Annotated in this window: 17 protein-coding genes, 2 tRNA genes and 1 pseudogene; 8 read left to right on the forward strand and 12 right to left on the reverse strand. The window is 60.9% G+C overall.

Translation table 11 applies throughout. The annotated features are described in order from the left end of the window. Positions 1-115: 115 nt before the first annotated feature. Positions 116-1,219, forward strand: coding sequence for a septal ring lytic transglycosylase RlpA family protein (locus NW848_RS11785; protein ID WP_099812662.1), 1,104 nt, complete (start codon positions 116-118; stop codon positions 1,217-1,219). Here the strand turns inward: NW848_RS11785 and NW848_RS11790 are convergent, their stop codons facing one another. The 3 genes from NW848_RS11790 to NW848_RS11800 form a co-directional block, all read right to left on the reverse strand. Then, positions 1,220-2,257 carry a response regulator gene (locus tag NW848_RS11790; protein WP_099812661.1) on the reverse strand — a complete coding sequence of 346 codons (1,038 nt, stop codon included), beginning with the start codon at positions 2,255-2,257 and terminating at the stop codon, positions 1,220-1,222. Further along, complete coding sequence (locus NW848_RS11795) at positions 2,254-5,286, reverse strand: PAS domain S-box protein (protein ID WP_240527771.1); 3,033 nt, start codon at positions 5,284-5,286, stop codon at positions 2,254-2,256. The genes NW848_RS11790 and NW848_RS11795 overlap by 4 nt, the downstream gene beginning before the upstream one ends. Positions 5,287-5,481: 195 nt before the next feature. Next, entirely contained in the window at positions 5,482-6,480 is a 999-nt protein-coding gene (locus NW848_RS11800; protein ID WP_099884625.1) for a ribose-phosphate pyrophosphokinase, read from the reverse strand. A 120-nt stretch (positions 6,481-6,600) separates the two neighbouring features. Between NW848_RS11800 and NW848_RS11805 the strand changes: the two genes are divergently transcribed. The 5 genes from NW848_RS11805 to NW848_RS11825 all read left to right on the forward strand — a co-directional run bounded on the left by NW848_RS11805 (position 6,601) and on the right by NW848_RS11825 (position 11,995). Beyond that, complete coding sequence (locus NW848_RS11805; protein ID WP_414402413.1) at positions 6,601-6,933, forward strand: NINE protein; 333 nt, start codon at positions 6,601-6,603, stop codon at positions 6,931-6,933. Between the two features lie 14 nt (positions 6,934-6,947). Then, entirely contained in the window at positions 6,948-8,366 is a 1,419-nt protein-coding gene (locus NW848_RS11810) for a hypothetical protein (RefSeq protein WP_240531035.1), read from the forward strand. 100 nt (positions 8,367-8,466) lie between these two features. Continuing rightward, complete coding sequence (gene rodA / locus NW848_RS11815; RefSeq protein ID WP_414346054.1) at positions 8,467-9,786, forward strand: rod shape-determining protein RodA; 1,320 nt, start codon at positions 8,467-8,469, stop codon at positions 9,784-9,786. Positions 9,787-10,135: 349 nt separating this feature from the next. Beyond that, positions 10,136-11,362 carry a cysteine desulfurase family protein gene (locus tag NW848_RS11820; RefSeq protein ID WP_011431661.1) on the forward strand — a complete coding sequence of 409 codons (1,227 nt, stop codon included), beginning with the start codon at positions 10,136-10,138 and terminating at the stop codon, positions 11,360-11,362. 24 nt (positions 11,363-11,386) lie between these two features. Then, entirely contained in the window at positions 11,387-11,995 is a 609-nt protein-coding gene (locus NW848_RS11825) for a CPP1-like family protein (RefSeq protein WP_011431662.1), read from the forward strand. A gap of 159 nt (positions 11,996-12,154) precedes the next feature. Here NW848_RS11825 and NW848_RS11830 read toward each other — a convergent pair whose 3' ends face one another. The 3 genes from NW848_RS11830 to lysA all read right to left on the reverse strand — a co-directional run bounded on the left by NW848_RS11830 (position 12,155) and on the right by lysA (position 15,442). Further along, entirely contained in the window at positions 12,155-12,901 is a 747-nt protein-coding gene (locus NW848_RS11830) for an isoprenyl transferase (RefSeq protein WP_011431663.1), read from the reverse strand. Positions 12,902-12,906: 5 nt separating this feature from the next. Then, complete coding sequence (gene cdaA / locus NW848_RS11835; RefSeq protein WP_011431664.1) at positions 12,907-13,830, reverse strand: diadenylate cyclase CdaA; 924 nt, start codon at positions 13,828-13,830, stop codon at positions 12,907-12,909. A gap of 235 nt (positions 13,831-14,065) precedes the next feature. Further along, positions 14,066-15,442 carry a diaminopimelate decarboxylase gene (gene lysA, locus NW848_RS11840; protein ID WP_414508528.1) on the reverse strand — a complete coding sequence of 459 codons (1,377 nt, stop codon included), beginning with the start codon at positions 15,440-15,442 and terminating at the stop codon, positions 14,066-14,068. A 218-nt stretch (positions 15,443-15,660) separates the two neighbouring features. On the opposite strand from lysA, the gene NW848_RS11845 reads away from it, so the two are divergent. Together NW848_RS11845 and NW848_RS11850 are read left to right on the forward strand one after the other, a co-directional pair. Next, a tRNA-Tyr gene (locus NW848_RS11845) sits at positions 15,661-15,746 on the forward strand. 4 nt (positions 15,747-15,750) lie between these two features. Beyond that, positions 15,751-15,822 (forward strand) — tRNA-Thr (locus NW848_RS11850). Here the strand turns inward: NW848_RS11850 and miaB are convergent. The 6 genes and pseudogenes from miaB to NW848_RS11880 form a co-directional block, all read right to left on the reverse strand. After that, positions 15,822-17,183 carry a tRNA (N6-isopentenyl adenosine(37)-C2)-methylthiotransferase MiaB gene (gene miaB / locus NW848_RS11855; RefSeq protein ID WP_011431666.1) on the reverse strand — a complete coding sequence of 454 codons (1,362 nt, stop codon included), beginning with the start codon at positions 17,181-17,183 and terminating at the stop codon, positions 15,822-15,824. The two genes, NW848_RS11850 and miaB, sit on opposite strands and share 1 nt — an antisense overlap. Positions 17,184-17,365: 182 nt before the next feature. Beyond that, entirely contained in the window at positions 17,366-18,715 is a 1,350-nt protein-coding gene (locus tag NW848_RS11860) for an adenylosuccinate synthase (RefSeq protein ID WP_011431667.1), read from the reverse strand. Between the two features lie 157 nt (positions 18,716-18,872). Further along, positions 18,873-20,393, reverse strand: coding sequence for a S41 family peptidase (locus tag NW848_RS11865; RefSeq protein ID WP_041438701.1), 1,521 nt, complete (start codon positions 20,391-20,393; stop codon positions 18,873-18,875). Positions 20,394-20,572: 179 nt separating this feature from the next. After that, positions 20,573-21,160 (reverse strand): Uma2 family endonuclease, encoded by a 588-nt coding sequence (locus NW848_RS11870; RefSeq protein ID WP_414402412.1) that lies wholly within the window; start codon positions 21,158-21,160, stop codon positions 20,573-20,575. Positions 21,161-21,247: 87 nt separating this feature from the next. Next, positions 21,248-22,456 carry an SH3 domain-containing protein gene (locus NW848_RS11875; RefSeq protein WP_414511165.1) on the reverse strand — a complete coding sequence of 403 codons (1,209 nt, stop codon included), beginning with the start codon at positions 22,454-22,456 and terminating at the stop codon, positions 21,248-21,250. 106 nt (positions 22,457-22,562) lie between these two features. Continuing rightward, positions 22,563-23,135: pseudogene (locus NW848_RS11880) on the reverse strand (chromosome segregation protein SMC); the annotation flags it as partial.

The following is a 23,135-nucleotide window of genomic DNA, read 5'->3' on the forward strand; positions in this document are numbered from 1 at the left end:
TGGGCTTTTGCCCTTGGCCGGGCAAGCTTGTCAACTTCGAAACCTATGGTACATTAACTTCTGTTTTACTGTCGCATTGGACGTTGTACAGGAGTTTCGAGAGGAGCGCGGCCTCATGCGAAATTGGAAGCGGCTTGGACAGGGACTGGCTCCCGCCCGCCAAGTGGGCTTGGTCGGCTGTCTCTGTGTTACGGCCTTCAGCTTGCCGGCAGGTATGTTGGGCAGCCCAACCTCGCGGGCGCAAGCCTCAACTCGCAGCGGCTCCCCTAGTGCCAGAGCAACCCAGCTATCCCCCAAAACCCACTCCCTCTCCCCGGCAACTGACCTTGTCTCTCCCCCCCAACCCAACGCTCCCCCGCCAGCCAAACTCGGCACCTTGAACCCCCAACACTCGCAGTCTCTTTCCCTGGCTCGCCGGGCAATCCCTTCTCGGCCAATGGAAGAGCCCATCCTCAAGATCGGCGAACAGCAGCAGTCGTCCAGCCAGCCTGTCTCCACCCTCTACGACTACCAGATGGACGGGCGGCAGGTGGTCACCGTCTACGTTCGGGATCTCCCCGTTGTCAGCTTTGTCGAGCAGCCCGGGTTGGAGTCGCCGCTGCTGCGGGCCAGCTCCCTCGTGGCCCGGCTCAACCAAATGGCCCAGGGATCCCTGAAGGACACGACCATTACTCTGGCTTGGGCAGAGCCCCAATCCGGGGATCCCCTCTACGCGGTTCGGGTAAACGACGAGGAATTGCTGCGCATCGACGAAGGAGTGCTGCTGCTGGATAACCAACGCCCGGTGGATACAGCGGTTTTGGCTGCCAATCGTCTGCGCCGTCTGCTGCTGGATGCCCCTCCTCTTGCCCCTTCGGCCCTGCCCCAGCCGGCCACCCTGACTGCCGCCAAAGCCACCGCTGCCCGCCGATCAGAAACTCAGGCCCAGGCGCAACCGGACTCTGTCCGAGTGGTCGGGCCTGTGCAAGAAGGGATCGCCTCCTGGTATGACCTGCACCCCACCCGCCACGAGATGACAGCTGCCCATCCCACCCTCCCCTTCGGCACCGAGGTGCGGGTAACCAACCTGGACAACGGGCGCCAGGCTGTCGTGCGCATCAACGATCGCGGCCCCTTCATCCCCGGTCGGATCATCGACCTTTCCCTGCGGGCGGCGGAGGCCCTGGGGATGGTGCGCTCGGGGCTGGCGCCGGTGCGCCTGGAAGTCGTGCAGCGCTAGCTAAGGCACGGGCGAAAAGCGCTTGGAATCGGGCGAGTAGTGCCAAGCAATGCCGTCCGGATCCCGGCTGCGGCTCCACTCGGGAAACCCACTCTTGAACTTCCAGTAGGTGATGGCGGAGACCACCACCCCCAGCCGCTCTGCCAACTGAGTTTGGTTGAGGGGGCGCAGCGTCGCCCGCGGCACTGTAATCGCCTCCTCGGCAGCGGCAGGGCTGGGCGGCGGGGCAGGACAGGCCGCCGCTGCGGGGGGCTCGGAGAGGGTAGCCGTAGCTGTGGCTGGCGGCTTCTCCCCTTCTAGCAGGCGACTCCGGCTGGGCTCCTGGGCCCGCAACAAGCTAAACTGGCTCAGCAGGCCGACATTTTCCAGGTTTAGCAAATCTTCCAGGTTAGAAGTCTGATGAATCAGTTCCAGCTCGCGGTGAAACTCTTCCTCCAGCACCCGTAGGTAGTGCTGCCGCTTCTGCTCCGACTCTGCCTCCTTGAGCAATCCTAGGGCAAACTTGAGGTTCGAGAGGGGCTCACTCAGATCTTGCAAGAACTTCTTGAACAAAGTGCCCTTGACCTCTGCAAACTGCTGCAACTGCTGCAGCTTCTGTCGCAGCTCCTCCAGCCTTTTCTCCTCCAGCCTGCGGCTTTCTAGGCTCTGCCGGTGGTTGTGCAAGGCAATTTCGATGGCGGTGTAGAGCTCCCGCTCTTTGAAAGGTTTGATGATGTAGCCAAAAGGCTGTGTCTCCTTAACGCGAGAGAGAGTGTCCTCATCAGCGTAGGCCGTCAGGTGCACCACCGGAATGTTGAAGCGCTCGGCGATCCGCTTGGCGGCTTCAATACCGTCGAGATCCCCTTTCAAAACGATGTCCATCAAGACCAAGTCCACCGACATTTCCTCCAGCCATCGGATCGCTTCTTCGCCAGAGGACGCGATGGCCGGCACCGCATAGCCAAATTTTTTCAGGACGTTGGCGATATCCTTGGCGATGATCTTCTCGTCTTCGACAACCAGAATGCTGCCTTTGGCAAGCATGGGAACTTTCTTCAAGGCTGGCTCCTCGGAAAGGTAATGATGAAAGTGGTACCCGACTTGTTTCTCAATTCTATCTTGCCCTGGAGCTGATCGGTGAGAGTTGCAACCAGTTGTAAACCCAAAGATTGAGTTTCCTTGAAATCGAAGTTGCTGGGCAGGCCAATGCCGTTGTCAGAGACGCGCAACTGAGTATAAGTACGGGTTTGCTTAAAGTGGACGTCGATCTGGCCGCTGCGGCCTTTGGGAAAGGCGTATTTGAGGCTGTTGGTGACCAGCTCGTTGATGATCAGGCCACACAAAACTGCCTCATCGAGGTTGAGGCGGATCCCTTCGGCGCGGATGCTGGCGCGAATGATCTCGGGGTTCACGCCGTAGGAGTGGAAAAGATTAGAAATTAAATTGTGGAGGTACTGCCTCAAATCCACAGCAGCCAGGTTGTTGGACTGGTACAGGCCCTCGTGGATCAAAGACATCGCCTGAATGCGGCTGCCGGCGTCCTTAAAAACGCGGGCATACTTGTGGCTTTTGATTTGATCCGCCTGGAGCCGCAGCAGGCTGGAGATGATTTGCAGGTTATTTTTGACGCGGTGGTGGATCTCCCGCAGCAGAATCTCTTTTTCCTGCAGGGCCGCCTGAATCTGCAGCTCCGCCCGTTTTTCTTCGGTAATGTCTTCAGAGATGCCGATGATGAAGAGGTTTTTGCCTTCGGGATCCCGCACTGCTGAGACTGCCAGGCGACACCAAACCACCTTGCCGCTGCGGTGGATATAGCGTTTTTCCAGGTGGTAGCGATCCCGTTGGCCGTTCAAAACTTCCTGGAAGAGTCGCCAATCTTCCTCGAGGTCGTCCGGGTGGGTGAGGTCGCAGAAGCTCTTGTTGACCAATTCGGCGCCGCTGTAGCCAAGGATCTCTTCCAGGGCGGGGTTCACCTTGAGGTAACGGCCCTGCCTATCGACGATGGAAATGCCCAGGGCCGACTGCTCAAAGATGCCCCGCAAACTCAGCTCGCTTTGGCGAAGGGCTGCCTCGGCTTGCTTGCGCTCGGTAATGTCCAAAATTTGGCTGAGAAAGTAGCTGGGATCCCCTTGGGCGGTGCGCACCAGGGTGATGCGGAGAAGGGCATAGACAATTTGCCCGTTCTTGTGAATGTAGCGTTGCTCCTGTTCGCAGTGGTGCACCTCGCCGGCCAGCAGGCGGTTGGTGCTCTCCAAGGTGACGGCGATGTCGTCGGGATGGGTGATGTCGAGGACGGTTTTCCCCTCGAGATCTTCTAGGGTGTAGCCCAGGGTTTCGGTAAAGGCGGCGTTGATTTGAAAATAGGTGCCATCCAGGTGGGTCATGGCCTTGGCGATGGGGGACCACTCAAAGGATTGGCGGAAGCGTTCTTCGCTTTCTTTGAGGGCCACTTCTGCCTCGACGCGGGCGCTGATGTCGATCACCTGGTTGAGAAACTGGGTGGGCTGGCCGGCTCCATCGGTAAGCAGGGCGGCCTGGAACAGCACATGGACAACTTGGCCGGAACGGTGGATGTAGCGAATCTGCCGCTGGCTGATGGAGACTTTGCGTGTCAAGAGAGCCTCGTTAGCCGCCAGCAGTTGGTTGACATCGTCGGGGTGGAGGATGTCCAGTTGTTGCCGACGCTGCAACTCTTCGGGGGTGTAGCCGACGATCTGGGCAAAGGCCTCGTTGACCTGGATAAATCGCCCCTGCAGATCCACCAGAGCAATGCCGTTGGGAGCCAGCTCAAAGATCTGCCGGAAATGATTGGCGCTCTGTTGCCAGGCTTGCTCTATACGACGACGTTCGGCTTCCAGTTGCTTGGACTCGGTGATGTCTTCGGCGATCCCTGCCACCCGGTAGACCTTGCCCTCTTTGTCGAGGATGGGAAAGGTGCGTTCTCGCAGCCAGAGGAGGCGGCCATCGGGGCGGCAGAGGCGAAAAACCACATCGGTGGGTTGGCCCTGAAGTTGGGCTTGAAAAATGGCGGGGAACAGCCAGCGATCGTCAGGGTGAATGCGGCGCATCCAGGCCTGGGGATTGGCGTAGGCCTCTGCAGGGGAAAGGCCCCAAATGGCTTCACAGGCGGGGCTGACGTAAATCAGCTCTTTGCCGCAGAGCGTTGAAATCCAAAACAGTTGCTGGCTGTTCTCAGCCAGTTGCAAAAAACGATGTTCGCTCTCTCTGCGGGCTTCTTCCAGTTGCTGTTGCCGTTCTTTAAGCTGGCGGGAGGCTGTAATATCGGTAACAAACCCTTCAAAATAGAGGGGCTCCCCCTGCTCGTTGTACAGGGCGCGGGCGTTTAAAGAAATCCAGATTTTTTTGCCGTCCTTGCGGCAGACCTGCTGCTCCGCGTGCACGACCTGGCCTTCCTTCAGCATGCGCTGTACGAACTCAGATCGCTGCTCTGGATCGCCGTAGATCTGAGTGCCGATATCGGAGACGTGGCGCATCAAATCTTCCGGGGATTCGTAGCCGAAAATATGGGCCAGAGCCGGGTTGGCCACCAGATATTTCCCTTCTGGAGTGGTTTGAAAAATCCCTTCGACGGCGTTCTCGAAGATCGGCTGGTAGCGGGCGGCGGTGCTGCGGCTGTGCTGCAGTTGCGTCTGGAGCTGCTCGAGGGCTTGTCGCTGCTCCTGGGCCTGGAGCAGGATGTGTCGCAGGCTAAGGGCGATGAGGTCGATCTGTCCCCGTTCGGGGAGGCTCAGTTGGCGGGGGCGCTCCCCCAGCAGGTAAAGTGTTGCCAGCCGCCTCCCTCCCTCATCCAGCAGGGGAAAGGCTTCCTGAAAGGGCCAAGATCCGCCGATGGGGTTGGGCGGCTCGTTGCCGGGGATCTGCTGGGGGTTGGGGTAGAGGATCCCTTTTGCAGGCGAGTCGGAATGGGATCCCGGCTGGACCAGTTCTAGATAGACCCAGGGTACGTTCAGCAGTTGCCCCAGCAATTGCAACAGCGGGTACAGCGCCGCAGCGGACTCTGTCTTCAGTTCAGTTGGAAGGGACAGCTCTTCCCTGGCGGCGGCCTGCCCGGCAACACAACCGTTCACAACGGATCTTGGTGACCTAGAAATGGGAGGCGACATGGGAAAAACTCGGCTGGGAAGCTAGCTCTACCCAGTCCATCAGGATAGATGGGGGGTACCTGTTGAGTTGGTCTTCACAGGGCAAAAAGCAAGGGATCCCCTCCAGGTACGCCCGTTCTGCACCCCCTATCTATACTTTAGCGATGCTCTGGAGAAACTTTAGTGAAACATGCTGCTGACGGAGCTGTCTTCGTGAATGCGCCAGATCGCTTCTCCCAGCACGCTCGCCACCGAGAGGACGGTTAAGCCTGGAAAATGCCGCTCTGGAGGGATGGGGATGGTGTTGGTGACGATCACCTCTTCAAACAGCCCGCCCTGCAGGCGTTCGATGGCGGGATCGGAAAAGACCGGGTGAATGGCGCAAGCGTAAACCGCCTTGGCTCCCGACTTGCGCAGCAACTTTGCCCCTTCGGAAATGGTGCCCGCCGTATCGATCATGTCATCCACAAGGATGGCGATTTTACCGCGCACATCGCCAATGAGGTTCATGACTTCCACGTCGTTGTGGGCCTGGCGGCGCTTGTCGATAATCGCCAGCGGGGCTTCCTTGAGTTTTTTGGCAAAGGCGCGAGCCCGCGCTACTCCCCCTACATCGGGAGAGACGACCACAATATCCTCGTCGAGCAGGCCTTTTTCTTTGAGGTAGGCCTGCAGAACCGGCTGGGCATAGACGTGGTCGAGGGGGATGTCGAAGTAGCCCTGGATCTGGGCCGAGTGGAGATCCATGGCCAGCACCCGGTGGGCTCCCGCCTGGGTGATCATGTTGGCCACCAGCTTGGCGGTGATGGCTTCCCGTCCGGCGGTTTTGCGGTCGGCGCGGGCGTAGCCGTAGTAGGGCAAGACGGCGGTGATCTGGCGGGCCGAGGCGCGGCGGCAGGCGTCGATGATCACCAACAGCTCCATCAGGTGATCGTTGACCGGGCGGCAGGTGGGCTGCACCAAGTAGACATCGGCACCCCGGATCGACTCCTGGATTTGGATGTACAGTTCCCCATCGGCAAAGCGCTTGCGCAGTATCGGGCCCAGATCCAAGCCCAAATATCGAGCTACCTCCTGGGCCAGGGCGGGATTGGCACTGCCGGAAAATATCTTAAGCCGGTTGCTCTCAGAAACAGGCGGCAGGGGGGAGGGGCGAAGAAAAGGGGCAGAGCGAACCACAGATCGGTATTGAACTCGTCCGTAGCTAGCGCCCAAAGGCACGCTCCGTTATCGTAGCATTAGCTTTTCCCACCTCAGCAACTGGGTATTTCTTCATACTAATCCCCAGGGAATGCAGCGATGGGCTCCCAAGATACCGTTTCGAGATCCCGGCAGCAGGTCTTGCGGGGGTTGCAAGCCTGGCTGGAGCTGGGTTTGCTGACGCCAGAGCAATTTCGCCATCTGGTGGAGCAGTATCGGCTGGAGCGCCAAGCGGAGGAGGAAGAGCGGAAGGCAGCAGCAGTCTCTCCCGGCAACGGGATCCCGGCCAGCCTGGGCTCGGCCTACGTGCTCTGGATCTTGGGTTTGTTCGGCCTTTGCGGCCTGCACCGTTTTTACCTGCGCCGCTGGCGCACAGGGCTGCTCTGGCTGCTGACTTTTGGGCTGTTGGGGATCGGTCAGCTCTTGACTTGATTTGGATCCCGCAGATGGTGCGGGAAAGAAACGCTCGCTTGGCCGGCTCTGGGGTTGTCGCGCCGGGAGAAGAGCCCCAACCTGTTCGCGCTGGCGGGACGGAGTCCTTGACCGGCGAGCCCTCCTCTCCCCCGGAGATGGCTGTATTGTTGCGCAACTTGCTGTCTGAGCTGAGCGTGGCTTGGCTGCTGCTTTTGGGCCTGTTTTTGGTGGTGGTGTCTTCGGGGGTGCTGGCGGCCAGCCTCTGGGAAGAGTTTTCCCCGACAGCTCAGTACGGGGTGCTCTTGGCCTATACGGCGGCGTTTGGGGTGGGGGCGGGGCGGCAGGAAGGGCTGCGTCTGACAGGCCAAACCCTGGAGGCTATTGCCCTGCTGCTGCTGCCGATCAACATGTGGGCGCTGGACGGGCTGGGGATCCCGTGGGGGATCCGGGTTGTTGCCTTGGGGTTACTCATAGGGATCCCCTTGGCGGTTTGGCGACGGGCTCGCTTGCTGGGGGTGGGTTCCGCTTTCTACGAGACATTGGCCCATTTTTTGGCTCTCTCCAGCCTGCACCTCTTCTGGAGCCTGGGGCCGTCGGAGTTTCGTCCTACTGTTGTTCTCGGGATCCTCTATCTGGGGGTTGTCGGCGCGGTGGCCTACACCTGGAGCCGCCGCTTGCTGCAATGGCGGGGAGCGAGGCTGTGGCCAATCGGGGCGGCTGGATCCCTGTTGATCTGGCGGGGGTTGCTCTCGGGGCAGGTGCAGGTGTCGCAGTTGGGGTTGGGCGGATCCCTCTTGCTTTTGAGCTTTCCCCATCCGGCAATTCGCTTTTGGCATTTGCTGTTGAGTACTGGCATCCTGGCCTGGTGGCTACAGCAGAAGTCCGGGGTTGGCAATGGGTGGGTGTTCCTGACCCATGCCTACTGGCTGGGGGCGCTTCTGGCCGGGATCCTCTGGCTTGGGCCTGACTCAAGCCTGTCTGCTTGGGGGGGTATCCTGCTGCTGCTGGGCTTGCTGCAATGGGCGGGACGGGTGGCGCTGGGCGGGCGGTTGTCGGCACCGGCAGGACAGAGATTGCGGCTGTGGCAGCAGAGTGCCGTTCGCGGTAGCGGGACGGAGTCCTTTGGCATGGGGCTGGTGCTGCTGGGATCCAGCTACCTCGTGTTTTTGGCGCAGGGCGCGGAGTCGATTGGCTGGCTGTGGCTGGCGGTGCCCTTGGTTTTGAACCCACGGGCAACTGTGGGCAGGGTTTTGGCTGGTGGGGCTGGGCTTGGCTTTGGGAGTACTGGGTCTGGCGCTGCGGGTGCGGGCCTACCTGTGGGCGGGCACCCTAGGCTTTGGCCTGGGCGTCTTGCGGCAGGGATGGCTGTTGATAACGACTTACCCGCTGCTGCTGTGGGGCATGGGCATCCTGCTGGGCCTGCTTCTGATTTGGACGGCAGCCAATTTTGAGCGGCGCCGAGAACAGGTGGGATCCCGGCCCTCTGCCTGGATAGAGCAACTGCAGAGCTGGGAATAGAGATAAACTGGTGCCGGCGTCGCTCCATCAGATATGGCCCTCTTCCTGCACAGCGCCGATCCAAAAGTGCCCCCCCAGTCAAGGTGGAAACGGCTCCTGCAGCAGATCTTGTCGCTTTGGCGGGAGTTCGACGGCATCTTGCTGGCCACGGTGCTGGCCTTGACGGGCATCGGCATTGTTGCCATCCGCAGCGCTGTCTGGGAGCGCCCCATCAGCCACTACTGGCTGCAGCAGTTGATCATGGCCGGGATCAGCCTGGTGTTTTTGGCGATGGTGGCGCGGATCCCCTATGAGCGGCTGCTGCGCTGGCACTGGTTTACCTATGGCCTGACCTTGGCGGGCTTGGTTGCAGTGCTCTTTTTCGGCACGGCAGGAGGGGGGGCGGAGCGGTGGATCTCCATTGCCGGCGTCCAGGTGCAGCCTTCCGAGTTTGCCAAGTTGGGGGTCATTATTACCCTGGCGGCCATTTTGCACCACTGGCCGATCAAATACTTCAGCCAAATTTGGGTGGCCGTTGCCGTCATCGCCCCTCCTTGGGTTTTGATCTTCCTACAGCCCAACTTGGGCACGGCCCTGGTGTTTGTGGCCATCTTGCTGGCCATGCTCTACTGGGCCGGGGCCAAGGGCAGTTGGATCCTTTTGCTGCTGTCGCCGGGGGTGGGGGCCATCCTCTACGGCCTGCACACCCGCCCCGAGCTGAGCTGGATGCTCTGGGTCTGGCTGATCTGGTGCTTGGGCATGGCGAGCCTGGCGGCTTGGCGGCTGCCTTGGCGGTGGACAGGAGCGATGACCTTTGGAGTGCTCAACCTGCTCTCCGGGCATCTGGGCCAGGTGGCCTGGCACATCCTCAAGCCCTACCAGCGGCGGCGGCTGGAGATCTTCATCGATCCCATGCAAGAGCCCTGGGGATCTGGCTACCACCTGATTCAGTCCCGCATCGCCATCGGGGCCGGCGGGCTCTGGGGCCGTGGCATCCAGCAGGGCACCCAAACCCAACTGGACTTCATCCCCGAGCAGCACACCGACTTCATTTTCTCGGCCATTGGGGAAGAGATGGGCTTTGTCGGCACCCTGACGGTGCTGATTCTGTTTTGGATTCTCTGTGCACGGCTCATCTGGATTGCCCAGGGGGCCAAGGACAATTTTGGCTCCCTAATTGCCATCGGGGTGCTGGCCATGATCCTCTTTCAGGCAGTTGTCAATATCGGCATGACCATCGGCCTGGCCCCCATCACCGGCCTGCCCCTGCCTTTTTTGAGCTATGGCCGCTCGGCTCTGCTGACCAACTTTCTGGCCATTGGCCTGGTGGAATCGGTGGTCATGCACCGCCAACGCACCACCTTATTCAGGTAATTTCAAGAGTTTTCTTCTCCCTCCTTTTCTGGCGACGCTGGCTCAGGTCGGTAGCCATGCCGCTCCGCAGCGCTCTCCTATCCGCGCGCAACGCTGCTGACGAGCCAGGGATCGACCCCTGCTTCTACTCCCTCCTAGTCTTTTCGTCCTCTCTCCTGGAGGGCCCTGGCGCGGTTGAGATCTCGATGCACCTACCCCACTTGCCTATGCGGTGGGGTAGTCAGACGCTGCCCAAAACCCCCTCCCGCCTAAAGAGCTGGCACGACTGCAACGCCTGCGGCAAGGGGTGTAAATTGCCAACGCGCCAGCACTAAGATGGGGACATCGAGTCCTGGGTTGTCAAGCTCCCATGTCGCCTCTCGATCCCGCGCTTTACTTTGACCACAGCGCCACCACTCCGCCTCGGCCGGAGGTGATCGAGGCCATGCGGCTGGCGATGCAGGAAAGTTGGGGCAACCCCTCCAGCTTGCACGCTTGGGGCGAACGGGCGGCCATGGCCATGGAACGGGCGCGGCAGCAGGTGGCCGAGCTGCTCAACTGTGAGCCGGAGACGCTGCTGTTTACCTCCGGCGGGACGGAGTCCAACAACCTGGCCCTGTTTGGGGTGGCGCAGCGCTACTCCACTCCCCAGCACCTGATCATCTCCAGCGTCGAGCACGCCTCGGTGGAGAATGCCGCCCGCCGCTTGCAGGCCCAAGGCTGGAAGGTAACCCGCCTGCCGGTGAACGCCGCCGGCCAGGTGGATCCCCAAACCCTGCTCCGGGCGCTGCAGCCCACCACCGTGCTGGTCTCCATCGTCCACGGCCAGAATGAGGTGGGATCCCTGCAGCCCATTGCCGAGCTGGGCCGCCTCTGTCGCCAGGCGGGAGTTCTCTTCCACACCGACGCGGTGCAGACGGTGGGGCGGATCCCCTTGGATCTGGCGCAACTGCCGGTGGACCTGCTCTCCCTGTCTGGGCATAAGCTTTACGGGCCGCAGGGGGTGGGGGCGCTCTACGTACGCCCGGGGGTGGAGCTGCAACCGCTGCTGCGGGGGGGCGGGCAAGAACGGCGGCTGCGAGCTGGCACCCAGGGGATCCCTGCCATTGTCGGTCTAGGGGTGGCAGCGGCCTTGGCAGCCCAAGAGCTGCAGCAGGAGACGGCCCGCCTGCGGCAGTTGCAACGGCAGCTGGCCCAGTTGCTGGCCTCTGTGCCAGGTTTGCGGCTAACTGGCCCCTCGGATCTGGAGCAACGCCTGCCCCACCACCTCAGCTACTGCACTGCCGCCATGCCGGGGAATGTGCTGGTGAGGGAGATGAGCCGCCAGGGGATCGCCATCAGCGCCGGCTCTGCCTGTAGCAGCGGCCAACGGATCCCCAGCCGCATCCTTTTGGCCATGGGCTATTCCGAGGCCGAGGCCCTGGGATCCATCCGCCTCAGCCTGGGCAAGGCCACCACCCAAGCCGCAGTTGAACAGGTGGCGCAGTCGCTGCGGGCTCTTCTCCTCTCGGCTGCGGGCGCTGGATCCCTTGAGGAGAAGGCAACCCAACCCCTGCCAGCGGCTCCTGCCGCTGAATTGGCGGCTGGGCTAAGGTGATAGAGAGTTACAGGGCTGGTCGTTATGGCTGAGATGAGTCCCTATCAAGTGTTGGGAGTCAGCGAAGAAGCCTCCTTTGAGGAGATCCAATCGGCGCGGGCACGGCTCCTGGCCAGCTTGGGTGCGGATGAACAGCAGCAGGAGCGGGTGGAACAAGCCTACGACGCCATCCTGATGCAGCGCCTGCGCCTGCGCAAGGAGGGCAAGATCGCCGTCCCCGACCGCATTCGCTACGCTGAACAGCGGGCTGCCCGTCCAGAGACAGAACCGAGTTTGCCCCGTCCCGCTGCCCAAAATCCCCCCTGGATCAGCCGCTGGCTGGATAGCCCCTCTGCCCCGGATATGCTCTGGCCCGCCGTGTTGCTGGGAGGACTGGTGGGTTGGGTTGTCTTGGCTCCCGATGAGTATCCCTCCCTGCAACTGGCGCTGGGGCTGATGGCCTGTATCTATTTCCTGTACCGCAAAGAGCGCCGCTTCCTTCGCGCTTTTCTCTTGGCGCTGGCAGGACTGAGCCTGGGACTGATGTTGGCCTACGCCATTGCCCTTCCCCTCACCGGCGGCGATGCCCCCGGCGCCCTGTTGGTGGGGATCACGTTTGCGGTGATGTGGCTGGTCACCAGCTTTCTGCGCTAGCTGGGGGGCTTCAGGTACACATTCCTACATATGTGCTGCCTGTCCATCTAAGTCGTTCCCTAACTCCCCTCTCCCTGAGGGAGAGGGGTTGGGGGTGAGGGCAGGAGCGCTTGGGTCGGCCCCTAGTTGGATTTGACCAGGCGGGGATCCGTCAAGGTCTTATCTGCCGAAGCGCCGCTGCCGCGACTGATAGCTGAGCAGGGCTTGGTGAAAGGCGGCGCGGTCGAAATCCGGCCAGAGGATGGGGGTGAAGTACTGCTCGGTGTAGGCCATCTGCCAGAGCAGGAAGTTGCTGATGCGCATCTCGCCGCTGGTGCGGATCAACAGGTCGGGATCCGACAAGCCAGTGGTGTAGAGAAATTGGGAAAAGAGGGCCTCGTCGATCTGATCCGGTTGCAAAAGCCCCTGCTGCACCAGGGTGGCAATCGAGCGGCAAGCCTGCACGATCTCCTGTCTGCCGCCGTAGTTGAGGGCCACCGTCAGGCAAATGCCCTCGTTGTGCTGGGTGCGTTCCACCGCATGCAGGATCGTGTCCTGCAAAGATCGGGGCAGGGCCGACAACTGGCCGGCAAACTGGATGCGCACCCCCTGCTGCACCATTTCCGCCAGTTCCTGCCACAGCACCTGCTCGAACAAGGTCATGAGGAAATCCACCTCCTCGCGGGCGCGGCCCCAGTTCTCCGTGGAGAAGGCGTAGGCGGTGAGGAGGGGGATCCCCCAATCGTGACAGCAGCGGAGCAACTCCTTCAAAGCCGCTACCCCGCGCTGATGCCCGACACTGCGGGGCAAGCCTCGTTTTTGCGCCCACCGCCCGTTACCATCCATGACCACTGCCACATGGCGGGGCAATAACTGCGGATCTAGGTCGGCAGGCAACTGCAGAAGATGGACAGGAGAAAGGGTCATGCGGATCAGTCTTTAGGAAGGGTTTTCTCAGGTTTGCGAAGGAGTTTGGCTAGATCTGGCAGGGATCCCCACCAGCGCAACAGCCCATTGTGAATCCACGGGTGGGCCCACAATCCCTGCAGAGGAGCATCCCGTTTTTTGGCTTCGCGCGGATGGCGCAACCGCTGCACCAGCAGTTCGTGGAGCTTGGCACTGGTCAGAGGTCGCTCGAGGCGTCCGCCTTCTGCCAGTGAGATGGATCCCGTCTCCTCTGAGACCACAATACACAAGCAATTGGCCTGTTCTGTGATCCCCATCGCCGCCCGGTGCCTCGTGCCCAGTTGGCGAGAGGCAGTTCGCTCCGAAACCGGCAGGATCACCCCTGCCGCGCGAATCCGATCCCGATGGATAATTACAGCCCCATCGTGCAGGAGCGTCGAGGTCTGGAAGATCGTCTGTAAGAGCTCCCGGGACACCCGCGCCTGGAGAGGAACCCCTTTATCGGTGAACACCCGCGAGTCAATGGGCTGATCTGGCTCGATGACAATCAGCGCCCCTGTCCGATTTTGGGAGAGTTCTCGCACCGCCTGCACCACCTCCTCCACCAAATCCTCCTTAGGGTCATCCTCGTCATCGTCTGTGCTGTTCGGCCACTCAACGCAGATGGCCCTCGCCAGTTGCTCCAGGAGCCGCCGAAACTCCGGCTGAAAGAGTACCCCCATCGCCACAGCCGCGGCCAGGAGCAAGCGATCCAAAATCAGGTGCACCAGCGGCAGCGAGGCGGTGGCCAGATACAGGACCAGCAGCACCATAAACCCCCGCACCAGCACCCCGGCCCGGCTCTCGCGGGTGTAATAGAGGGCCAAAGCCAATAGCAAGACGGCCAGAGCCCAGTCCAACAGGCTGAGAACATTAAATTGCTGTAGCCAAGCCCATAAGGCCGCCAGCATGCCGAAAAACCCCGTTCACGCTCCCCTCGTTGCGGACCCTTTGCCTACGCCATCCTGCGCCCCAGAACCTTTTGGCTCCGGAACCCCTGTTGGACTGCGGCCCCCTGACCAGCCTACCACTCACCTCCTACCTGTCTTCCAGTCTTTCCTGCCCCAGAGCCAGCGGGGTCGCCGCTGCAGAGAAAGCCGGGCCCCGCCCTCAACGGCAACGGTTACAGGCAGCCGTCTCTGCCCTTCACCGCTGCAACCGCTCCGGTAAGATGTCCTGACGGATCAGATCTGCATAAGTTTCCCGCCGCAGGATCAACTGGGCCTTCCCTTGGTTGACCAGCACTGCCGCGGGCCGAGGGAAGCGGTTGTAATTGGAGGCCATGCTGTAGTTGTAGGCCCCGCTGGTCAACACAACTAGGACTTCGCCGGGCGCTGGGTTGGGCAAAAGCACATCTTTCAAGAGCACATCCCCCGACTCGCAGTGTTTGCCGGCCACTGTCACCCGCTGGGTGGCCTCGGCCTCAGGGCGGTTGGCCAGAAGGGCGGTGTAGCGGGCTCCGTAGGTGATAGGGCGGGGGTTATCGGACATGCCGCCGTCAATGGTGACGTAGAGACGCCCTTCGGGAAGGTCTTCGCTGGGCGGGATCCACTTCTTGCCCCCCAAAGTGTAGGCGGTTACAGCCGCTGGCCCAACCACAGACCGTCCAGGCTCGCAGAGCACCTTGGGCAGCGGGATCCCGGCGGCGGTGAAGCTCTGCTGCACTGCAGTGGCCACGGCTTCCACCCACTCCGGAATGGAGGGGGGATCGTCGGATTCGACATAGCGGATCCCTAGTCCGCCGCCCACATTCAGCTCCTGCAAGGGCAGCCCCTTCTCCAGCCCTTGGCGCCAGACCTGGGCCAGTACCCCTGCCAGATCCCGGTGGCCTTGTAGGTCGAAGATCTGGGATCCGATGTGGGCGTGGAGCCCGACGCATTGCAATTGGGGATGGGCTGCCAAAAAATCAAATACCTCCGGCAGTTGCCACTGGCCGATGCCAAATTTGCTGTCGGTTTGGCCAGTGCGGATGTACTCGTGGGTGTGGACGTCAATGCCGGGGTTGACCCGCACCAACAAGCGGGCCGGTCGTGCAGGGGTAGCCAGAGCGGCCAGTTGCTGTAGCTCGTAGAGGCTATCGGCCACCAGGGTGCAGCCCACCTCCAGGGCCATGGCCAGCTCCTCCGCCGACTTGGCGTTGCCGTGCAGGTAGAGCTCCTCACCCCTGGCTCCTGCTTGAATAGCGGTATAGAGCTCCCCGCCGGAGGCCACGTCCAGCCCCAGCCCTTCTTGTAAGGCCAAAGCGCAGATGGCCAAGCAGTTCCAGGCTTTCGTAGCATACAAGACCTGGGATCCCCCAGGGTAGCAGCGGGCCCAGGTGTCGCGGTAGAGCCCGCAGGCGTGTCGCAACGTCCACTCGTCCAGGATGTAGAGGGGAGAGCCAAACTGGCGCACCAGCTCTACCACGTCGCAGCCGCCGATTTCCAGGTGGCCCTGGCTGTTGGTGCGGCTGGTCAGGGGCAATAGCGACTGGTTGGGAGAAACTTGTTCGACGGAGGTGGAAGTGCCGAGGGTTGAAACCATAGGGACAAGTGAAGGGACTGTCCTCCACCCTATCAAGTTTTCTCTCCAGTTTGGCCAAATGCCCTCAAGCCCCTTGTTGCCAGCAGCCCCCGCAAGGTAGGGCATGATGTCTTGCCGGGAACTCCCTCCCTGTTTAGCTCCCGTCCCCAAGACAGCTCTTCTCGCCTGGATTCGATCTTGGGCAGCACTTTCTGCTAATATAGGAAGCCAGTGTCCAAGGGTCGATGCCCGAGTGGTTAAAGGGGGCGGACTGTAAATCCGCTGGCTTATGCCTACGTTGGTTCGAATCCAACTCGGCCCACCATGCCGCCCACGTAGCTCAGTGGCAGAGCACCCCCTTGGTAAGGGGGAGGTCACGAGTTCAATCCTCGTCGTGGGCTTACGTGCAGGCTCCAAGTTCCGCCGCTTGAGGTTTCTCTTCCCCTGGCTTGACGATCTCGCCGCTGAGGGAAAAGGCCCGTGTGGCAGTGATGCGCACTGGCACCAGGGATCCCTGCAATTGCTCGGGATCGCCGTCGAAGAAGACGATGCGATTGCCGCGGGTGCGCCCCATGGCCTGGCGGGGGTTTTTGGGATTGGGGCCTTCCACCAGCACCTCCTGCACCTGGCCCAGCAGCCGGGCGCTGCGGGCGGCAGCCACCTCCGCGACCAAGCGGTTGAGCCGTTGCAGGCGGTCGCTTTTTTCCTCTTCCGGCACCTGGTCAGGCCACTCGGCTGCCGGCGTGCCAGGGCGGGGAGAGTAGGCGGCAGTATTGAGGAAATCAAAGCCGATATCCTGAACCAGTTGCAGGGTTTCCTGAAACTGGGCTTCCGTTTCGCCGGGGAAGCCGACGATGGCATCGGCGCTGATGGTGGCCTCGGGCATGTACTGGCGGATGAGCTGGATGAGCTGGCGGTAGCGCTCCTGGGTGTAGCCCCGCCGCATCCGCTTGAGGACGGCGTCGCTGCCCGCCTGGAAGGGGATGTGGAAGTGCTCGCACACCTTGGGCAGCTCGGCACAGGTGGCGATCAGCTCTTCAGTAAAGTAGCGCGGGTGGCTGGTGGCAAAGCGAATCCGCTCGATCCCTTCCACCGAGTGGACAAAGCGCAGCAGGCTGGCCAGGTTGGTCTTGGGATCCAGATCCCGCCCGTAGGCGTCGATGTTTTGCCCTAGCAAGGTGACCTCGCGGTAGCCGGCCCGGGCCACGTCCTCAATCTCGGCGCGGATGGCCTGCGGCTGGCGCGACTGCTCCCGTCCCCGCACCAACGGCACAATGCAGTAGGTGCAGCGCTCGTTGCAGCCGTAGATGACGTTGATCCAGGCTGTCACCCGGCTATCCCGGCGGGGCTTGGTGATGTCTTCCGGGATCTCGACAGGCTCGGTGGCCACCACCTGGTTGCCCGCCTCCACCTGGGCCAGCAGATCCCCAAGGCGGTTGACGTACTGGGGGCCCATGACCAGATCCAACTCGGGGACGCGGCGCAGCAACCTTTCCCCCTCCTGCTGGGCCACGCAGCCGGCCACGATGAGCTTGATGGCTGGGTTTTTCCGCTTGCGCTGCGCCTGGATGCCCAGGTAGGAATACACCTTTTGCTCAGCGTTATCGCGGATGGTGCAGGTATTGAAGAGAACTAAGTCTGCCTGCAGCTCGTCTTCGGCGGGCACATACCCCAGCGACTCGAGGATCCCGGCCATGCGCTCGCTATCGGCCCGGTTCATTTGACAGCCGAAGGTGATGGTGTAATAGGTGGGAGCAGCCATGGCAAGACCAGAAGACAGGGTCAGCAATCTCTACCTTTTTTGAGCTTAGCGGATCCTTATGGGGCGGTAGCGGCAACGTAAGGGTTGGGGGGCAGATCCCTCTCCCTTGGCTCCCTCTGCGCGGCCCAGGCTGGTTTGCTAAGCAGTGTCCCTCAGCAGAGTAGCCACTGAGCTAGGGCGCGTCAGTCGGGCATGAGGGCGTGAACTTGCTTGCGGCCGTTGGGGTAGAGCAAGGCGCGCTTGGGGCCGTGGATGGGATCCTCCACGATAATGGTTTGGTCGCGGCTGGCTCCCAGGGAGACGATGGCAATCGGCACCTGCATCAACTGGGCCAAAAACTTCAGGTAGTCGTAGGCTTCGGGAGGCAAGTCCTCAAGGGAGCGGCAGTCTTTGGTGGAGCACTTCCAGCCGGGCAGGGTTTCATAAATGGGCTTGCACTGGGCAAAGACGCGGGCATCGCTGGGAAAGTGACGGATCTCGCGCCCCTGGTACTCATAGGCCACGCACACCTTGATCTCGTCTAGGCCGTCCAGCACATCCAACTTGGTGATGGCCAAGCAATCCAGGCCGTTGATCCGCACGGCGTAGCGCCCGATTACGCCGTCGAACCAGCCGCAGCGCCGCTGCCGCCCGGTGGTGGTGCCAAATTCGGCTCCCGCCGCCCCCAGGTAAGCGCCAATCTCGTCCTTGAGCTCGGTGGGGAAGGGGCCTTCGCCGACGCGGGTGGTGTAGGCCTTGGCTACCCCAATCACCCGGTCAATGCTGGTGGGGCCGATCCCGGCCCCCACGCAGGCGCCGCCGGCGATGGGATGGGAGGAAGTGACGTAAGGGTAGGTGCCGTAGTCGAGATCCAACAGCGTGCCCTGGGCCCCCTCAAAGAGGATGTTCTGCCGCTCCTCGATGGCCTGGGTGAGGAGTAGGGCAGCGTCGGTGACGTAGGGGCGCAGCCGCTCCGCGTAGGCCAGGTATTGCTCGATGATCGGCTCGGGATCCAGAGGGGGTAGGTTGTAGATTTTTTCCAGCAAAACGTTCTTGTAGGGAATGGCCCAACTGAGGCGCTCCCGCAGTTGGTCGGGGTACATCAAGTCCACGACGCGGATGCCCATGCGCTCGGCCTTGTCGGCGTAGGTAGGGCCAATGCCTCGCCCGGTGGTGCCCAGCCGGTAGATGCCGCGTCGCTCTTCCTCGGCCACGTCGATGACGCGGTGGTAGGGCAAGGTTACGTGGGCTGTCTCGGCGATGTAGAGGTTGTGGGTGGAGATCCCCAGTTGGTGCAGTTGGTCGATCTCGGCCAGCAACACCTCAGGGTCGATCACCGTGCCGCTGGCGATGATGCAGCGCTTGTCGGGGTAGAGGATGCCGGAGGGGATCAGGTGCAGCTTAAAGATTTGGCCCCCCACCACCACGGTATGTCCTGCGTTAACCCCGCCTTGGTAGCGGACGACCACATGCGCCTTTTCACTGAGGAGGTCGGTGATCTTACCTTTTCCTTCGTCGCCCCACTGGGCACCGACAACCACAACGTTTGCCAAGGGCTTCTCCTACAGTCTCTGAACGGCACAAAAAATCCCCTTTGCGGGGTCGCTGCACTAATTTACCGCATTGCTCCAGGCAGTGTTGAGGGCTTCGGACAAAAACGTTAACAATCGATTAATTTCGACCCCTCGCTAGGGCAGCAGCCCGCTCCCTTTAGCTCCCCGGCTTGAACAGGCCAATGGCGGTGACCTGGTTGGATCCCGCCGCAAAGGCAAAGGACAGGCCAAGGGCGTCGTAGTTGACATAGTAGCGATCGTCGCGCAGATATTCTCGGCTCCCCTTGGGGTAGGGCACCACCTCGTTGTAGCCGTTCTCGCCAGGCCCGCCGTAAATGGCGATCACTTCCGAGTAGGTGGAGCCGATACGGATCCCTTCGCCAGTCATGGCTTCGGGTTGGGTGGTGTAGATGCGGTCGGCAAAAAAGCTATTGAGAACGCCCGGACGGCGGTAGGCAAAGAGGATGTAGTCCTGCAAGTAGAAGATCTTCAGGTCGCTGTTGGGCTGAAATACATTTGCCCGCGATTCGGCCGGGATCAAATCCACGTTGCCCAAGAGGTGGGTATCGACGTTGCGGGTATCCATGCCCAGGACAAAGCGACCAACACGGCCCTCTTGCACCAGGACGGTGGGGCGGGGGGGAGGGCTGGGGCGGCGGGGCAGGGCCAGCGCTTCTAGGGCGGCCTTTAGCCAGGCGTTCTCATCCCCCTCCACCTTTTGCAGGGGCACCAAACCCTGGGCTAGGGAGCGTCCATCGCCTGTCTTCCAGGTGGCCACGGCCAGTTCCACCGCCGCGCCAGAAGGAAGGGCAAAGAAGCGGGTCTGGCGTTCGCTGCCTTGAGTGGGTTGCCCTACTATAACGGTGCTGCCGCTGGCTCCCAACTGGGCCGCCAGGAGGGTGGCCCCCTGGCGGGTGTTGCCGTCGACCAGGACGGCCGATGGGATCCCAGCAGCCAGTGGCAGGTTTTCGCTGTTCCAGGGGGTAGGCTGGCCAAAGCGGTCTTCGGTAACCAGCAGCGGCTGCACGGAGCGAGGCAAAAATAGGCGCGCCACATCCGCTATCACTTGCGGGTCATAGCCCACCGAGCTGCGCAGGTCGAGGACAATGCCTTGGCTGTAATCCTGGGTGTAGAGGGCTTGGCGGATCTGCTGGGCTGTGGCAGGGGTGAGCTCCGGCACTGCCAGGTAAACCTGGCGCGGCCCAATCTGACGCGCCTGCAGGGGTGGACGAGGGCGGTTGAGCAAGTCCCTGAAGCTTTGGGGATCCCAGAAGCGATCGGCGGGATCCCCGTATTCGCGCAGAACCTCTCGAATCAGCTCGTACTCGACTTCGATGGGCGGACGGGGATCGCTGTAGGTGCGGGCCAACAGGCGGGTGTAGAGGTCGTTGTAGTTAACCGCAGCGGCTTGCTTGCCCGCCTGCCAAGACTCGTTGATGAACAACTCCACCAGATAGCGCAAATCCTGGCCCATTGCTGGCAAAGGAGGAGCTGCCGGGATGCCCAGATCGGGCGACGCACCCTGGAAGGGAGAAATCGGATTCGCAATCGGATCCTCAACTGAGGGCATGACCGGCACAGGGGGCAAGGCCGCTTGCCCCATCACTCTGCCAGAAAGGACTCCGCTGAGCGCCCCGACTGTGCCCCACACCTGAACTGCCCGCGCAAATCCCTTCATGGTGGCCTGCCCTTGTTTGCAGATGCTGTGAATAGGATAAACTCTGGGCAATCTCCTCTACCACTGTCGGCAGGGCCAAATACTTGTTTTTTAAATCATGAGACACTACTGGTTGTCTTGCCCTCTTGCCTCTGTCTGGGCGTTTCCCGGTTCGGATCCCGAAGCAGCGCGGGTGTGCCCTAGCTCTCGGCAGACCAGATTGTGCGGATAGGCAGGGTGAAGCCGGGCAGCACGTCTTCTCCCGACAAGGTTTCTGGGTCTTCCAACAGTTCCGGCGCCTGTCCTGCTCGGTAGATCATCACCCGCTTGGCCTTGGCATCCAAAAGCCACCCCAAGCGGCAGCCGTTGTCCAAGTACTCCTGCATCTTGGCCTGGGCTTGAACCCAAGAATCAGTGGGCGGGAAAATCTCCACCACAAAGTCGGGGCACAAGGGCAAGAATCCCCGGCGCGCCTGGGGATCCAGAGCCTCCCACTTTTCCAGCGGGATCCAGGCCAGGTCAGGAGAGCGGTCGCTGCCTGAAGGCAGAGAAAACCCCGTGGAAGAATCAAAGGCTTTGCCTCGACCTGATTGGCGGTTCCAGACATAGACTGCCCCCGCAATTTCAAAGTTGAGGTTGCCAATTTCACCTCCGGTTGGAGACATAATCACCAGCTCTCCCTGGGCGGTGCGCTCCAGCTTTAGCTCAGGATTGGCCGCACACAGCCGGATAAAATCCTCCCGCGTCAGAGTCATCAAAGGGCTGAGATTGAGTGTTAAGACCGTCATGGCAGGAACTGGACACTCCCATGCAAAACTGGATTCCAGAATAACCCCCTGCTGAAGGGCAATAGGAAGCAATTGGGAGCCCTGGCTCTAGGGCTCTAGTTTATAAAGTCTCAGTCTGGTTTGGCTCTGATTCAACGTTTTCCAGGTCTTGAGAGTAGGGGAGAGAGTCTTGCTCTGGGCAATTTCCTGCTCGAAGTGTGTCCGGGCTTGAGGATGGATCCCTGCTGCGATGGCTTGCTGCAATACGTGACGACGCACCTCTTCAGTGTGCCTGTCAAGCACCATTTTCAGAGCATAAAACCGGTTGATGGCAAGCTCGTTGAAATGGGCCAGCGCCGCTGCGGCAAAGGATCCCTCTGCACCCCGATAGAGGTATCGCACCAGGGTATCGGCGGCCTCTCTGGCCAATTCCCCCTTCAGAGAATGCAGAGCTTCTAGATTCTTTTCCACTTCTGCCAGGGAGTTGCCACAGGATACCCGTGTCAGACCCATCGATACCCAGCCCACCAATGGCTGCCGAATCTTGAGCCAGCCGTTGAGTACTTCCATGACCCGCACTTCGGTTCCATTGGGCAGTTGACCGATAACATTGCCTGCGGCTACAGCGGGTGTCGATCGTACATTAGTCGGCGGATTGGGATCCTCTATCTGAGTAATGCAGGGCAGGGGGACATCTGTGTACAAGGTGTCGTCGATCTCAACCTCCTTGCCGGCACTGCGAAGTGTATCAATTAGCCGACTGACAACATCTTTGGGCACATCTAGCACTGTCGAGAGCCAACTTGGATTAATGCTTAGCCCTGGCTCCCAGCCCGCCTGAGCCACCACTACCCACTGACCACTGTGTTTTTTAAGCAAATAGCAGCCATCAATTACCGGAAGGTCGCCAACTCCGGCAGAGACTTCAACCAGAGCATAGTTTTCGGCAATGGCGATTGCTCCGGTTTCCAGAGGATGAACCGGCACACCGGGAGATCGAGCTGCTGCTTGTCGGAGATACTCGTTGATCAATGGGTCGGTGAGCACAGCTTGCCTTATGGCAGTGCGATCACCAGAGCTGCCGGGGTTTGGCAAGGTTTGCGCGACCCAAGTTCTCGCTGTGGCAGCTGGCAAAGCCGACAAAACTTGAAGGGAAGCTGTAGGAGCTTCTGCCTTGGATCCACCCTTGTCCAGGGATTGCGCAGAGGCATTGCCGACCAAAAGCAGCAGCGTTGTTGCTATCGACAATGCTGATGGGATTTTCCTCAAGCTCAATATCGATCGGCAGCTTTGGGATAGAAGAGCTTGCATTTTCATCAACATCTGCTGAAATGGTTTGCCCTGCGGAGTTTTTGGAATCTACGCTCTTCTCTAGATAGCAAGCGAGATGGGATCCCGCCGCGATTGCCGCCTGCTGGGTGCTTTAGCCGACGTGAGCGGTGGGGTTGACTAGGCCGATCACTTGAGTGTAGGCGCCGCGAGCTTGGGTCACTCCAATGGTGCGCTCCGCTTTTTCAAGCATGGGACGGCGCAGGCTGACCACCAAGAATTGCGCCTGGCGGGATTGCTGCCAGATCATGTCGGCCAATTTTTCTACATTGGCCCCATCCAAAAACATGTCCACCTCGTCAAAGGCATAAAAGCTAGAGGGGCGATAGCGCTGCAACGCAAAAATAAAGCTGAGGGCCGTCAAGGATTTTTCTCCGCCCGACATGGCGCTGAGACGACGCACTGGCTTGCCTTTGGGGCGGGCCACCAGGGTCAAACCCCCGGCCAACGGATCCTCTGGGTTCTCCAATTCTAAATAGCCCTCTCCCTCGGAAAGCTGGGCAAAGATGGTCTGGAAATGGCCGTTGATGGCATGGAAGGCATCCAAAAACGCTTGGCGGCGCAGGGTGGAAAAGTTCTCGATGCGCAGCAACAATTCGGTGCGCTCTTGGTGCAGGGTTTCCAGTTTGGCGCTGAGATCCCCTAGGCGGGCCTGGATCTGTTCGTA

It is taken from the genome of Synechococcus sp. RC10A2, from assembly GCF_047502605.1.